The organism is Mucilaginibacter ginsenosidivorans (assembly GCF_007971025.1).
Classification (GTDB): Bacteria; Bacteroidota; Bacteroidia; order Sphingobacteriales; family Sphingobacteriaceae; genus Mucilaginibacter; species Mucilaginibacter ginsenosidivorans.
The window spans coordinates 1,556,088-1,569,296 of sequence record NZ_CP042436.1; the positions used below are offsets into that span (position 1 = coordinate 1,556,088).

At 47.3% G+C, this 13,209-nt stretch carries 14 protein-coding genes; all 14 read left to right on the top strand.

Annotated elements, in window-relative coordinates; translation table 11 throughout:
• The first annotated feature begins 8 nt into the window (after nt 1-8).
• The 14 genes from nosZ to FRZ54_RS07225 all read left to right on the top strand — a co-directional run bounded on the left by nosZ (nt 9) and on the right by FRZ54_RS07225 (nt 13,204).
• A complete protein-coding gene (gene nosZ, locus FRZ54_RS07160) occupies nt 9-1,991 on the top strand; it encodes a Sec-dependent nitrous-oxide reductase (protein WP_147030947.1) in 1,983 nt (660 codons plus the stop codon).
• Between the two features lie 57 nt (nt 1,992-2,048).
• Entirely contained in the window at nt 2,049-2,624 is a 576-nt protein-coding gene (locus FRZ54_RS07165) for a hypothetical protein (RefSeq protein WP_147030948.1), read from the top strand.
• On the top strand, nt 2,621-3,061 hold the full coding sequence (locus FRZ54_RS07170; RefSeq protein ID WP_147030949.1) for a nitrous oxide reductase accessory protein NosL: 441 nt from the start codon (nt 2,621-2,623) through the stop codon (nt 3,059-3,061). Before FRZ54_RS07165 ends, FRZ54_RS07170 begins: the two co-directional genes overlap by 4 nt.
• The gene (locus FRZ54_RS07175; protein WP_147030950.1) at nt 3,061-4,296 is read left to right on the top strand and encodes a nitrous oxide reductase family maturation protein NosD; all 1,236 of its coding nucleotides are present in this window, start codon (nt 3,061-3,063) and stop codon (nt 4,294-4,296) included. The genes FRZ54_RS07170 and FRZ54_RS07175 overlap by 1 nt, the downstream gene beginning before the upstream one ends.
• Nucleotides 4,284-5,000: an ABC transporter ATP-binding protein gene (locus FRZ54_RS07180; protein ID WP_147030951.1), complete on the top strand. Its 717-nt coding sequence runs from the start codon at nt 4,284-4,286 to the stop codon at nt 4,998-5,000. Before FRZ54_RS07175 ends, FRZ54_RS07180 begins: the two co-directional genes overlap by 13 nt.
• Nucleotides 4,994-5,761: an ABC transporter permease subunit gene (locus FRZ54_RS07185; protein ID WP_147030952.1), complete on the top strand. Its 768-nt coding sequence runs from the start codon at nt 4,994-4,996 to the stop codon at nt 5,759-5,761. Before FRZ54_RS07180 ends, FRZ54_RS07185 begins: the two co-directional genes overlap by 7 nt.
• Nucleotides 5,761-6,177, top strand: coding sequence for a hypothetical protein (locus FRZ54_RS07190; RefSeq protein WP_147030953.1), 417 nt, complete (start codon nt 5,761-5,763; stop codon nt 6,175-6,177). Before FRZ54_RS07185 ends, FRZ54_RS07190 begins: the two co-directional genes overlap by 1 nt.
• 5 nt (nt 6,178-6,182) lie before the next feature.
• Nucleotides 6,183-6,563 carry a hypothetical protein gene (locus tag FRZ54_RS07195; protein WP_147030954.1) on the top strand — a complete coding sequence of 127 codons (381 nt, stop codon included), beginning with the start codon at nt 6,183-6,185 and terminating at the stop codon, nt 6,561-6,563.
• A gap of 139 nt (nt 6,564-6,702) precedes the next feature.
• The gene (locus FRZ54_RS07200; RefSeq protein ID WP_147030955.1) at nt 6,703-8,979 is read left to right on the top strand and encodes a TonB-dependent receptor; all 2,277 of its coding nucleotides are present in this window, start codon (nt 6,703-6,705) and stop codon (nt 8,977-8,979) included.
• Nucleotides 8,980-9,023: 44 nt separating this feature from the next.
• The gene (locus FRZ54_RS07205; protein ID WP_147030956.1) at nt 9,024-9,713 is read left to right on the top strand and encodes a Crp/Fnr family transcriptional regulator; all 690 of its coding nucleotides are present in this window, start codon (nt 9,024-9,026) and stop codon (nt 9,711-9,713) included.
• 742 nt (nt 9,714-10,455) lie between these two features.
• Nucleotides 10,456-11,844, top strand: coding sequence for a beta/alpha barrel domain-containing protein (locus FRZ54_RS07210; protein ID WP_147030957.1), 1,389 nt, complete (start codon nt 10,456-10,458; stop codon nt 11,842-11,844).
• Nucleotides 11,845-11,890: 46 nt separating this feature from the next.
• Nucleotides 11,891-12,289, top strand: a complete 399-nt coding sequence (locus FRZ54_RS07215; protein WP_147030958.1) for a GreA/GreB family elongation factor — start codon at nt 11,891-11,893, stop codon at nt 12,287-12,289.
• A gap of 65 nt (nt 12,290-12,354) precedes the next feature.
• Nucleotides 12,355-12,804 carry a GreA/GreB family elongation factor gene (locus tag FRZ54_RS07220; RefSeq protein WP_147030959.1) on the top strand — a complete coding sequence of 150 codons (450 nt, stop codon included), beginning with the start codon at nt 12,355-12,357 and terminating at the stop codon, nt 12,802-12,804.
• A gap of 25 nt (nt 12,805-12,829) precedes the next feature.
• A complete protein-coding gene (locus FRZ54_RS07225; RefSeq protein WP_147030960.1) occupies nt 12,830-13,204 on the top strand; it encodes a hypothetical protein in 375 nt (124 codons plus the stop codon).
• The last annotated feature ends 5 nt before the right edge of the window (nt 13,205-13,209 follow it).

The window sequence follows — 13,209 nt, forward strand, 5'->3', positions numbered from 1 at the left end:
TACAGATTATGAAATTCTTATCTTATAAATTACTGGTACCGGCATTGGCTATATTAGCCGGCAGTACTATTTCTGGCTGTAAGCCGGGAAAAGCCGGTTCTTCCGTCGATGCCGATGCTGCCCAAAAAGTATACGTGGCTCCTGGTAAATATGATGAAGTATACGCTTTTCTATCCGGCGGGTTTAGCGGGCAGGTCGCTGCATACGGCATACCCTCTGGTCGATTGTTAAAGGTAATACCGGTTTTCTCGCAAAACGCTGAAAACGGGTATGGCTATTCGGAAGAAACAAAACCAATGCTGAATACGTCTCACGGTTTTGTTCCATGGGATGACTCCCACCATCCCGAGCTTTCGAAAACAAACGGCGAGGACGACGGGCGCTGGTTATTCATAAACGGGAACAACACCCCGCGTATAGCCAGGATCAACCTGGCCACTTTTAAAACGGTAGAAATACTTGAATTGCCTAATATCGGTGGCAATCACGCGTCCCCGTTTTGTACAGAAAACACGGAGTACGTGGTGGGTAACACCCGTTTTAGCGAACCGCTTGATAACAGCAATGGCGATGTGCCCATTAACAGCTACAAGAAAAATTTCAAAGGGGCGGTATCTTTTGTTAAGGTTGACAAGGACAAGGGAGCCATGAACCTCGCATTTCAGCTGATAGTGCCTCCATTTAACTATGACCTGGCACACGCAGGTAAAGGCCCCTCACATGATTGGATATTTTTTACCTGTTACAATACAGAACAGGCCAACACGCTGTTAGAGGTAAATGCGAGCCAGCGGGACAAAGATTTTATCATGGCGGTAAACTGGAAAAAAGCAGAAGAGTTAATAGCTGCCGGAAAGGGCACTAAGATTACTGCGAAATATGCGCACAATGTTTATAACGAAAATACGCATACCGCTACGTCGGTTATGGAAACAGGGACGCAAACTTTGGATGTTACCAAATTTCCGGGCCTGGTGTATTATTTGCCCTGCCCGAAATCACCGCATGGCGTTGACGTAACCCCTGACGGAGAATACATGGCGGCCAGCGGTAAGCTTGCGGCTGTTATCCCGGTTTTTTCCTTCAAAAAGATGCTTGCGGCAATAGACAAAAAACAATATGATGGGATGATCGATGGCGTATTACCTGTGTTAAAGTATGAAGACGTTCTCCATGGTGAGGTTAAAAAACCAGGTCTTGGGCCGTTACATACTGAATTTGACGGCAAGGGCTATGCCTACACCACCATGTTCGTATCATCCGAAGTAGTGAAATGGAAGATAGATAACCTGGAAATTATTGACAGGATACCTTCTTATTATTCACCGGGCCACTTATCGGTTGTCGGCGGTGATTCCAAAAAACCATTCGGTAAATACCTGCTGTCACTGAACAAGATCACCAAGGACAGGTACCTGCCAACAGGCCCGGAACTGGCCCAGGCTTGTCAGCTCATTGATATTACAGGAAACAAAATGAAGCTTTTGCTTGACTTTCCGACCATTGGAGAACCACATTACGCGCAGATGATACCGGCTGAAAAGATCCTGAAAAACCAGGTCAAATTCTTCAAGCTGGAGGAAAATAAAAATGCTTATGCCACCAAGTCTGAAAAAGATACTAAAGTAGTCCGGAACGGCAACCGGGTGGATGTCTATATGACGGCTATCCGTTCACACCTTGCACCGGATAACATTGAAGGGATTAAGATCGGGGACGAAGTTTATGTCCATGTCACCAACCTGGAACAGGACTGGGATGTGCCGCATGGCTTCGCCATCAAAGGCGCGAATAACGCAGAACTGCTGATCATGCCGGGTGAAACCTGCACCCTGAAATGGACTCCAGGATTAGTTGGCATAGTTCCTTACTATTGTACTGACTTTTGTTCAGCGCTCCACCAAGAAATGCAGGGCTATTTCAGGGTGTCTCCCGCAGGCTCCAATGTGCCTGTTAAATTCTCTATCGGTGAAAACCCGGTAACCCAATAATTACAGATCAAAGTGTATCGTGTTGAAAATACGATACACTTTGATAATCCTCTGATCATGAAAACACATACAAGAGTGTTGATCTTCATCAGCTGTGTGCTGATGCTGACCGCCTATTTTCTTCCGTTATGGCATATTTTGCTGGATGCACCCCAATACCCCGAAGGCCTGGAAATGAAGATCTGGCTGAATGGCTTATCGGGGAGCATTCAACAGATCAACGGGCTGAACCATTATATCGGGATGAAATTTATTTCGGTGGATGACTTTAAAGAATTCAGGATCCTGCCCTATGTATTTGGGGCGCTTACACTGATCGGCTTTGCCGCAGCTGTTGCCAGAAGCCGCAGGTTATTATGGGCCTGGTTCATTGGTTTATGTTTGTTTGCTATTGTCGGCTTTGGTGATTTCTATGTGTGGGAATATAATTATGGACACAACCTCAACCCGCATGCCGCTATCAAAGTAGAAGGGATGAATTATCAGCCGCCACTTTTTGGCTATAAGCAACTGCTCAATTTCACTGCTGGTTCATTACCCGATACCGGGGGCATCCTGGTAGGTGTAGGTGGTTTATTGGCCGCTGCTGCACTATTTTATAAACCGCAACAATCATCAAACAAAATTAAATGAAAACGCTGAATATATTTATACTGGTACTGTGCTGTCTGATAGCAGCATGCAGTCACGCGCCGGATCCTATCCGCTATGGTCAGGACGCCTGTACACATTGTAAAATGACGATTATGGATAAACGCTTTGCCGCTGAGCTGATCACCGCCAAAGGCAAGGTATTCAAATTTGACGCGGCCGAATGTATGGCCGGTTTTTTAAAGGAAAATCCAGCCATTGCCGAAGATGTCAAGAGCGTCTTTTTAGTCAATGATTTTAGCAGGCCCGGGCAATTTGCCGATGCCCGTAAATCGTTTTTCCTGAGAGATAGTTCGCTGTCCTCACCTATGGGCGGGAACCTGGCGGCTTTTCTTTCCCTGCCGGCGGCAGAAGCCGCAAAAAAGGACAAGTCGGCGGAGGTTTATGACTGGTCAATGTTATTAAGTAAGAACAAATAATGAGATCGCTGATCGTAAAAATAGGTTTGCTGCTGGTGATGCCGTTTCCGGCATGGGCACACACGATCGTCGTGGCTCCCGGAACAAAAGTGGCTACCATCAAACAGGCAATCGCCCTCGCAAAAAATGGGGATACGATACGCGTTGAAAAAGGAACCTATATTTCTCTGAATACGATAGTTGACAAGGAACTGACCATTTTAGGGCAAAATCAGCCTGTACTTGACGCGCGTTTCCAGGAAGAAGTGCTGACAATAACGGCCCGTCATGTAAAGTTAGACGGTTTTATCATCAAAAACTCCAGGACGGGTTCTATGCGTGATTTTGCAGGCATCCGGCTAAGTAATGTGGAATTTGTGACCATCAGCAATAATACGCTCGTCAACAATTTTTTCGGGATCTATTTGTCCAACTGCAAACATATCCAGGTGCTGCATAACCGCATCACCGGTTCCAACAACATCGAGAACTCCGGGAATGGGATCCATTTATGGAAATGTAAGGAAATACTGCTTAACGGTAATTATGTGACCCGTCACCGCGACGGCATCTATTTCGAGTTTGCCAAAAAATGCCTCATCGAGAACAATTTCAGTGAAAAGAATATCCGCTACGGGCTGCACTTTATGTTCTCGGATGATGACACCTATCGCCACAATACTTTTAAAAACAACGGCTCGGGTGTCTCCGTGATGTACACCCGGCGCATAGCGATGCTGGATAACACGTTTATTGAAAATTGGGGAAGCTCCATTTACGGCGTATTGCTCAAAGAGATCACCGATGCACGGATCGAAGGCAACCATTTTATCCGGAACACCACCGGCATTTATATGGAAAATTCCGACCGTATTACGGTGACCCATAACGATTTTATATCCAATGGATGGGCCATGCGGGTACTGGCCAGCTGTAACAAGGACCATTTTACCCAAAATAACTATAAAGGAAACTCTTTTGACGTTACCACTAACGGGACGTTAAAAGAAATCTATTTCAATGATAACTATTGGGACAAATACGAAGGCTATGATCTGAATAAGGATGGTACCGGGGATATTCCCTACCGCCCGATCAGCCTGTACGCGCAGATCATCGAACAGAACCCGCAGAGCGTCATGCTGATGCGGAGTTTCATCGTCAACCTCATTGACAAGGTGGAACGCGCCATTCCTTCCATTACCCCCGAATCTGTTAAAGACGAAAAACCAAGAATGAAACCATGGAAAAGATAATAGCGGTCAAGGGACTTCAAAAGTCATTTGGACGGCTGGAAGTACTCAAAAATCTCAGCTGCGATTTTGCAAGCGGCGGAGTGGTGTCTATCCTGGGGCCGAATGCTTCGGGAAAAACTACACTCATCAAATCCATCCTCGGGATGGTTATACCCGATGGCGGAGAGATCCTGTTTCAAGGCAGGTCTATCCTGAACACCTTTGATTATAAAAAGCACATTGGCTATATGCCCCAAATAGGGCACTACCCGGATAACATGAAGATCGGTCAGCTTTTTAAAATGGTGATGGATATCCGCCAACAGGACGCGGTCGACACCGAACTGCTCAAAGCTTACCAGCTGGAAAGCATGTATCAAAAAACCATGCGTACTTTATCCGGAGGTACCTTACAAAAAGTAAGCGCTGCGCTGGCATTTATGTTCAATCCTGCTGTACTGATCCTGGATGAACCATCTGCGGGCCTCGACCCGCTCGCTGCTGAAGCGCTTAAAGAGAAAATATTGGAAGAAAAAACTAAAGGCAAACTGATCCTGGTAACCTCTCATATCCTGAGCGAAGCCGATGAAATATCGGATCATATCCTTTATCTGTTTGAAGGTCAGATTAAATTTTATAAAACCTTAACAGATGTAAAAAGGGAAACCGGTGAGCAAAAATTAAGTAAGGCCTTAACACAAATATTAAGTTCAACATCATGCTAAAGATCGCGAAATATATCATCCTCGATATTGTACGCAGCAAAGTATTGCTGGCGTATACGCTTTTATTACTGGCGATCAGCCTGACCATTTTCCTGTCAGATGCAGATGTAACCAAAGGCCTGGTGAGTATTACGACGGTTATCCTGATCATTATTCCGCTTGTTAGCATTGTTTACGCGACCACCTATTATTTTAATGCGGCTGAGTTCACCGAAATGCTGGTATCCCAGCCCATCAGCAGGCGCAATATCTTACTGGGAAAATTCATTGGGATCAGCAGTTCCATCTTGCTGGCCTTTTTTATTGGCGTATGTATCCCGGTTTGCCTGTTCGCATTTTCGGCCACCGGCATCACCTTAATGATCTCCGGCTGCCTGCTGACACTCAGCTTTATTTCACTGGCATTCCTGACATCGACCATTACCCGCGATAAAGCCAAAGGGATTGGGTTGGCTTTAATGCTTTGGTTCTACTTCTCGATCATCTTTGACGGGCTTGTTTTATTGTTCCTGACCCTATTTGCCGACTATCCCCTGGAAAAGGCGATGATCGTTCTGACGGCATTGAACCCTATAGACCTTGCCCGCATCCTGATCCTGCTGCAACTCGATATTTCTGCGCTGATGGGCTATACCGGGGCGCTGTACCAGCAATTTTTCGGAAGTGGTGTCGGGATCGTGTTCTCGCTGCTGATGCAAACCATCTGGATCATCGTACCCTTGTTTTTTGCACTTAAAATATTTAAAAAGAAAGACCTATAATGAAACAAATTACAACTATCATTTTATTGACTGTTACCTTTTTTGCAGGGAATGCGAAGAGTTTATACCAGCATGAACAAGCTTCGGAGAAATTAGTGCTGAACAATGGCGCCAAATGGAAGATCGACCAGCCAACCAGTAAAAATGTCACCCGTCTTCAGCAGATCGCTGGAAAAGCCGGCGTCAGGACGTTAGCCGATTATCACCAGGCCGGCGCCGCGCTGCAGGCCGGAATAAACCAGATGATCAAAGAATGCCGGATGAAAGGACCGGATCACCTGGCCCTGCATAAATGGCTGGAACCGCTGATGGAACAAGTTGCGCTCCTTAACCAGGCGACCAACGCGGCATCTGCCAAAATTCACTTTAACGAAGTAAAAAAACGCTTAACGCTATTCAATCAATATTTCCAGTAATAAAGATGTTAAAGCAGTTCACGGCATGGCTTTTGATTTTCTCGGTACTCACCGTTAACTACTCCCGGCTGTTCGTTTACGCCGGATTCAAATTGAACCAAAGCTATATCACCGCCAAACTGTGTGAAAACCGCGATAAGCCTTTCCTCCATTGCAACGGTAAATGTTACCTGATGAAAAAGATAAAGCAAGCGGAAGACAAACAAAACAATGCTGAAAGCCAGGCGCAGAAAAACCTGTTCCAGGATGTTTATATGGTCAACACTTGCTTTCACAACAACACCTTATGGAGCGTGGGTATCGGAAACGCGTTCCCGTCTGCAGAAAATTACGGGAAGGTTCCTGGTGCCTTTCTGTCCATCTTTCACCCGCCCCAATTGATTTGATCTTTAACTAAGTCTAATCCTCATGGGGGAGCCTTTTGGCACCTTCAATGGTTAATTTATGTACCGGCCGTTTCTTCCGGCCTGAAGAACAATTTTAAACGATCATCAAACCGCAAGCGGTTTTACTCAATATATTCCAATGAACACGCTAAAAAAAATGGCGTTGCTTATCATGATTACCGTTTTAGCGGTGCAATGGGCAAACGCACAATATATTTATAAAGGGCATATCGCCGACAACAATACACAACAGCCACTGGAATGTGCCTGCATTCGCGCCAATGGCAAGTTATGCTGCACCAATAAAACAGGGGACTTTCAGCTTTCACTTTCAACAGATACCGCCACCTTAACGATTACTTATATCGGTTATACGACAAAAGTTCTTCCATTGCGCAGTTCGGCTATGCCGTTAAGCATTTTGATGGATAACGGGCAGGTCGACCTGAAAGAGGTGGTGATCGCCCCCTCGCTGCTGTGCAGCCCTTTTCATACGCTGAGCACTTTAGACCTGCGGCTTCGCCCGGTCAATTCTTCACAGGACCTGATGCGCCTGGTTCCCGGCTTGTTCATCGCCCAGCACATGGGCGGCGGCAAAGCGGAACAAATCTTTGTACGGGGCTTTGATGCGGATCATGGCACCGACCTGAATGTTTCGGTTGACGGAATGCCCGTTAATATGGTTTCCCATATCCACGGGCAGGGTTATGCCGACCTGCATTTCCTGATCCCGGAGACGGTGAAGAATTTTGATTTTGGCAAGGGCCCGTATTATTCCGCTTATGGCGATCTGGCCACAGCAGGCTATTTAAGCTATACGACCAAAGACGCGACAGACCGGAGCATGATCAGCCTGGAGGGCGGGCAATTCCATACTTTTCGCTTCGCTGGCCTTGTTGACCTGCTGGGCGTGTCAGCCGCCAATAGCGGGCGAACAGCTTATATTGCGGGCGAATACAACTATACCGACGGTGCCTTCAAGCTTCCGGAACATTATAAACGGACCAACCTCTTCGGGAAGTACACCCAAAAAATAGGAACAAATAATAAATTAACCGTAAGCGCTTCTACCTTCAGTACCAGCTGGATCGCTTCCGGGGAAATACCTGAACGGGTAGTTGCCGCTAATACGGTTGCGCTGGACGAGCAGGGAAACGCGGTCAGGATCCCGGCTGCTCCTGTAACCATCGACAGGTTTGCCGCTATCGACAGCGCTCAAGGGGGTAAGTCAACAAGGGTGAATGCCTTCGCGCGCTTAAACACTGACCTGAAAAACGACTGGGCTATGGAAAACCAGCTGTATTACACCCACTACACCTTTTCATTGCATGTCAATTCCACTTTTTTCGCCGCCGACAGTGTTAACGGCGACGAACGCCGGCAGTCGGAAACACGGGATATGTTCGGTTATAACGGAAAACTCAGTAAACGCAAATACTGGGGCAATAACCTGCTGACTTCCATCATTGGATTATCCAGCCGCTTTGACCGCACCTATGGCACCGTTTATGACCACGTTACCAAACAATACCAATTCCTGGATAACATCACCCAGGGCGATATCCGGCAAAATAACACGGCCGTCTACCTGGATGAAACACTGGAAAGCGGTAAATGGCAGTTCAATGCCGGTGCACGGCTGGACTATTTTAAATTCAATTACCATGATTCCACTAAAAACAGTTTGGCGGTAAGTCCGAAACTGAATGTCCAGTATACCGCTAACGAACAAATTCAATTTTATCTGAAAACGGGTAAAGGGTTTCATTCCAATAACGCGATCGCTGTCATCGCCAACAACGGGCTGAAAACCATTCCGTCAGCCTATGGCCTGGACCTGGGGCTGAACTGGAAACCAATGCCGCGCTTGTTCATCAACGCAGCGGTCTGGTACCTGTACCTGTCTCAGGAGTTTGTTTACACCGACGACGGTGACATTGTGCCGGGCGGTAAAACCAAACGTTCGGGCATTGATCTCTCTGCCCGCTACCAGCTGGCCAAATGGCTTTTTGCTGACCTGAACGTCAATATCGCCCATCCAAGATATGCTGACAGTACAAAAAAGACCGGCTACCTCGCGCTGGCCCCGACGCTGACCAGCACCGGAGGCCTGGATTTTAAATTAAATAACGGCATTAACGGCGGATTGAGCTACCGCTATATGCACGACCGCCCCGGAAACAACACAAGTACACTCACCGCAGACGGCTACTTCGTAACCGACCTGAAGATCAACTATAGCAAAAAGCGCTACGAGCTCGGTTTAACCGTAGAAAATCTGCTGAACAAAAAATGGAACGAATATGCCGTTGAACAGGTTAGCCGGCTGAGAGGAGAAGCTGCGCCGGTTGATCAGATGAGTTTTACACCCGGCACCCCGCTATTTGCCAAAGTCCGGGTGGCTTTTTTCTTTTGACAAATTATCCTATCATTACCAACCGAATATAAAAACGAAAGTCCATGAACAAGCCCCAGAAAGGATGTAACCTCGAAAAATGTTTCCTCTGCAACAACACGGTGCCGGAGTGGCGCGAGACCATTAACCTCCATAAACAAAACCTGAAATTTAAAAAAGGCGAGGTGATCTTCAGCGAGGGGCAACCGGTAACGGGTATTTATTTCGTATATTCCGGTACGGCAAAAGTTCATAAAAAATGGGGCGATGACAAAGAACTGATCATAAGGTTCGCTGCCGATGGCTCGATCCTCGGGCATCGTGGGCTGGGCAGCAAAATGGTTTACGGCGTATCCGCCACTGCTGTAGAACCGCTGGTAGTTTGTTTTGTAGACATCAAATTCTTTGAAGCCTCGCTGAAAACCAATAGCGACCTATGCTATAAACTCATGGTGCTTTTTGCAGAAGAACTGGATGTTTCCGAGCGAAAAATGCGGGACCTGGCGCACATGCCCGTCAAAGGGCGCGTGGCGCAGGCCTTGCTATCATTGGAAGAACAGTTTGGCCAGGACACCGGCGGCTACATTAACCTTACCCTTTCGAGGCATGACCTCGCTGCGTTCGCCGCCTCGACCTACGAAACAGTTTTCCGGGTGATCATGGACCTGACAAAAGAAAATATCGTCGTGGTGACGGGTAAGCAGATCGGGATCAATGACCGCCAAAAACTGGCCGCGCTCACGATGGGGGCCTGATGGCTCCCAAACCGTTTGGCAAGTACCTGTTCGTCGCTTTTTCTATCAGGATGATCGTTTTAAACGATAAAATGCTGCAGGAAAATATCGAAAAAGTCCGTTTAAACGGTGTCAGATCACACGGGTTTCCTTGCTGCTAACCATTCATCAAAGACCAATATAGCGGTGTTTAGACATTGGATTTATACAGCTTCGTGTATATTTTGCGGTGATTATTAATGGCGGCCCGACAATAATCAGCATATACCAGCGTTATCAGATTTAGCGAAAACAAATGGCTTGCTATTTGTTATACCTACAGAGATCATGTTCATGAACAACACATCATATCGCAAACATCGGAACGGACCTGCAAAAAGCAGCCCGGATACTGCTGTTGTGCCCCTTACTGATTGTTGCTTCCAATACATTTTGGCATACGCTTTTATTCAAAGCAGCAAGGACTTCATCAATTAAGCCCCGGCCAAATTTGGTTTGGGGCCAGTTTTAAACGCTTGTTTTTCACTGTCTGATAAAGTTCGTTATGATCCATTTCCCATTCAAGTCTTTTAAAGGGCTGCAAAATAAACGCAGCAAAATACAGTCATCTTTCATCTTGTACGGCTTGTCTGTGCCTGTACATTTTCATTTTGGCTTCTACGCCCAGACCACCAGTAAGGACTTTGTAAAGTAAGCCCCGGACCGATCCTGGTTTGGGGCCAGTCATCAATTGGCTGTTTTTTCACTTTTAAATTATTATTTTATGAAGAAATTTCGTTTCAGATCCGGAATAGGTCTGGTTATCGCGCTTTTTGTTTTGAATACCGGCTTAGTGGCCGCCGCCGTCATCGGTTCCAGCCACCTGCTGATCGCGCTGGCGATCGTGCTGTCCTGTGCCCAATTTTACCTGCATGACCGTTTTGGTCGCAGCTACCGTACTTTAACAAATTATCCTTTTGGCCAGCTCCTGAAGGACCGGTTGTCCTTTCTCCCGGAAAGCGTCGGCAGGCTCTTCGTGAAAACGCGGACCAATACCGAACTGACTGAAAAAGAAGGTTTGCTGCTTGCCCGCCGCTCCAAGAGCACGGACACCACCTTGGTTGAGGATAATCTGCTGCCTGAAAACGATCCCGGCTTTGAATATGTGCAGACGCACCCTCCCTTTTTTTTACCTGGCCCATTGGATCTGAGGGTAAATATCGGCACGGCACAATGCCTTCAACCGTACAGTTTAAGTGTATTTAACTTCGGCGCGCTGGACCGCGGCAAGGTAGCAGATCAAAGCGTCCATGCACTTTCCCAGGCCGCCAACATGTGCAGCTGCGCGGTGAACTCAGGTGAAAAAGGGCTTACGCCCGAACTGGTCAGGGGCGGCGGTGATATCGTCTGGCATATGAGCTACAGTGACCTTGAGCTCAGGAACCCGGACCGTTCTTTTAATGAAACTATGATGCAGCTCATTGCCGCCAAACCGTATGTCAAAATGATCGAACTAGGGCTTTATTCCACACAGGTAGCCGGCCAGGAAAAGACACCCAACGAATGGGCTGTTTTTGCCCTGGTCAGCAAGCTCCGGCTCTGGTCAGGTGGTAAACCGGTTGGGATACACCTGTTGAACCCGGCTAAAGAATTGGTCAGCCACCTGGTCAGGTCAATGGGACCGGCAAATGTTTGCCTGGATTTTATCAGCATTGAAGAGTCATGGGCGGCGAATCGTTTGATGCACAAAGATTCTGAGCAGCGTTTCTTAGAGGCGGTATTTACGGCAAAAACAATGCTCCGCAACTATGGACTACCAGCAAAAGTGATCGGTACCGGCGTTATCCTGACCGAATATGATATCCTGCGCCTGTGCGCTTTGGGGGCCGATGCCTGCTTTAGTGCGGCGGGTATACCGATGGAAAATGGCCTGTTTCAGCAAAAACCAATAGGCCGCTCCGGCTCACCAGGGATCTGGTTGGCCAATTTTCAGCGCAATACGGTCGGGGCCACCCGGACACTTATGCAGCGCTGCGGCTATGAGCATTTATCGGAAGCCGACCCGGCTGATTTTTTCCGCAGGATCAGTGCTTTCGAGGTCGTATCGCTTAAAGATATTTTTTGTCAAACGGGGCGGGAAAGATCTTTGGCGCCTTTGGTCCATCTCAATTGATTTTGTTACAATCCGTTTATTCTTTTAGCAATTAAATTAAAAAAACATGAACACTCCATTGATCATCGTTCAGCGGGAGCTGGACATATTGAAAAAATATCTGCACGAGTCCGTTTTAACGGATTTTAATAAAAAGAATCTTTTGTCGGAATTGGCGTCCGCCCAAATCGTGGAAGAACACGAGCTTCCCTGCGACGTGATAAGCCTCAATGCGGTCGTACACGTTCAGGAACGGCAAAGCAAACAGAGCTTTGTTTTTCAAATCGTGTCGCCGGCTGCGGCAGACGTCAGAAAAAACAAAGTATCTGTTTTGGCACCTATCGCCATTGCCTTATTAGGTTACCGCAAAGGGTCGACGGCCCAATGGGAAATGCCCGGGGGCGTACAGGAATTTGAGATCCTGAAAGTAACCCGGATTGACTTGCAGCAGGCAGTTGACGGATAGATCCGGGCCTGTAACTTTATCAGCGCCGTTTACGCCGTTTTTTTAACCTTAAATCATAAAAAAACATGGGAAAGCGATTTCAACTGACATTAACGATCGGGGATTTTAAATTGTTAATGAAATATTATTTTACCGAGGGCCTGTCCGTCTTTAATAAACGTAAGCTTTTCGGTGAGTTAAATGATGCGCGTATCGTCGGCAAAGGAAGCCTGCCGCTGAACGTAGCCCGGCAGGGAGCAAAAGTACTGGTAAGAAATATTGGCAAGCACCAAACCTTCCGTGTACATATTGTTGCGCAAAACCCCGAACCGGCCAGGTTAAATAAAATAATGATCACTGACCCGTTGTCAATTGCGTTATTGGGCTACGCCGATGGTCACCGGACCGAATGGGAAATGCCGGATGGGATTCAGCGATTCGAACTCCTTTCTGTTCACCGGGACGGGGAAGATCCTGAATTTTTGGCGGCTGACAGCCCCAATGTTTGCGCGGGCTACGATGAACGCTTCGTTTAATATTACCGGAGCAAATTCAATTCATATGGGTTATTATCAGATCGGTGCGGCAAGGGTAACTAAAGGCCTGCTGAAATTCTTATTGGTACTATCGGCGGCGTTAATAGGCCATTGGCAGCCTGACAGGGCATCCGTGTCAGAAAGCCTTCCGCGGGCTAACCGGAATGAGCAACTGCATGCAGCCAGGCTTTTTCAGGTCACCGGAAACATCGCGGAGGCACCAGTTATGCCGGCAGTCCGGCAGGGGCTGCATAAATTCCCCGGGGAAGGAAACGTGAAACAACTCGCTTTCAGCTTTTCCCGTATTTGCGCCACGCTTTTTTTTCAAAACAGGATCGCGGCGGTGTATGAGGTTAGGTTTATTCAGCGGCTCTTATTTCCCGCCCATTATTTCTGGTAGCGGGT

Coding starts and splice junctions, on each gene's coding strand:
- nosZ (WP_147030947.1), top strand. CDS start 9: ATGAAATTCTTATCTTATAAATTACTGGTACCGGCATTGGCTATATTA.
- FRZ54_RS07165 (WP_147030948.1), top strand. CDS start 2,049: ATGAAAACACATACAAGAGTGTTGATCTTCATCAGCTGTGTGCTGATG.
- FRZ54_RS07170 (WP_147030949.1), top strand. CDS start 2,621: ATGAAAACGCTGAATATATTTATACTGGTACTGTGCTGTCTGATAGCA.
- FRZ54_RS07175 (WP_147030950.1), top strand. CDS start 3,061: ATGAGATCGCTGATCGTAAAAATAGGTTTGCTGCTGGTGATGCCGTTT.
- FRZ54_RS07180 (WP_147030951.1), top strand. CDS start 4,284: ATGGAAAAGATAATAGCGGTCAAGGGACTTCAAAAGTCATTTGGACGG.
- FRZ54_RS07185 (WP_147030952.1), top strand. CDS start 4,994: ATGCTAAAGATCGCGAAATATATCATCCTCGATATTGTACGCAGCAAA.
- FRZ54_RS07190 (WP_147030953.1), top strand. CDS start 5,761: ATGAAACAAATTACAACTATCATTTTATTGACTGTTACCTTTTTTGCA.
- FRZ54_RS07195 (WP_147030954.1), top strand. CDS start 6,183: ATGTTAAAGCAGTTCACGGCATGGCTTTTGATTTTCTCGGTACTCACC.
- FRZ54_RS07200 (WP_147030955.1), top strand. CDS start 6,703: ATGAACACGCTAAAAAAAATGGCGTTGCTTATCATGATTACCGTTTTA.
- FRZ54_RS07205 (WP_147030956.1), top strand. CDS start 9,024: ATGAACAAGCCCCAGAAAGGATGTAACCTCGAAAAATGTTTCCTCTGC.
- FRZ54_RS07210 (WP_147030957.1), top strand. CDS start 10,456: ATGAAGAAATTTCGTTTCAGATCCGGAATAGGTCTGGTTATCGCGCTT.
- FRZ54_RS07215 (WP_147030958.1), top strand. CDS start 11,891: ATGAACACTCCATTGATCATCGTTCAGCGGGAGCTGGACATATTGAAA.
- FRZ54_RS07220 (WP_147030959.1), top strand. CDS start 12,355: ATGGGAAAGCGATTTCAACTGACATTAACGATCGGGGATTTTAAATTG.
- FRZ54_RS07225 (WP_147030960.1), top strand. CDS start 12,830: ATGGGTTATTATCAGATCGGTGCGGCAAGGGTAACTAAAGGCCTGCTG.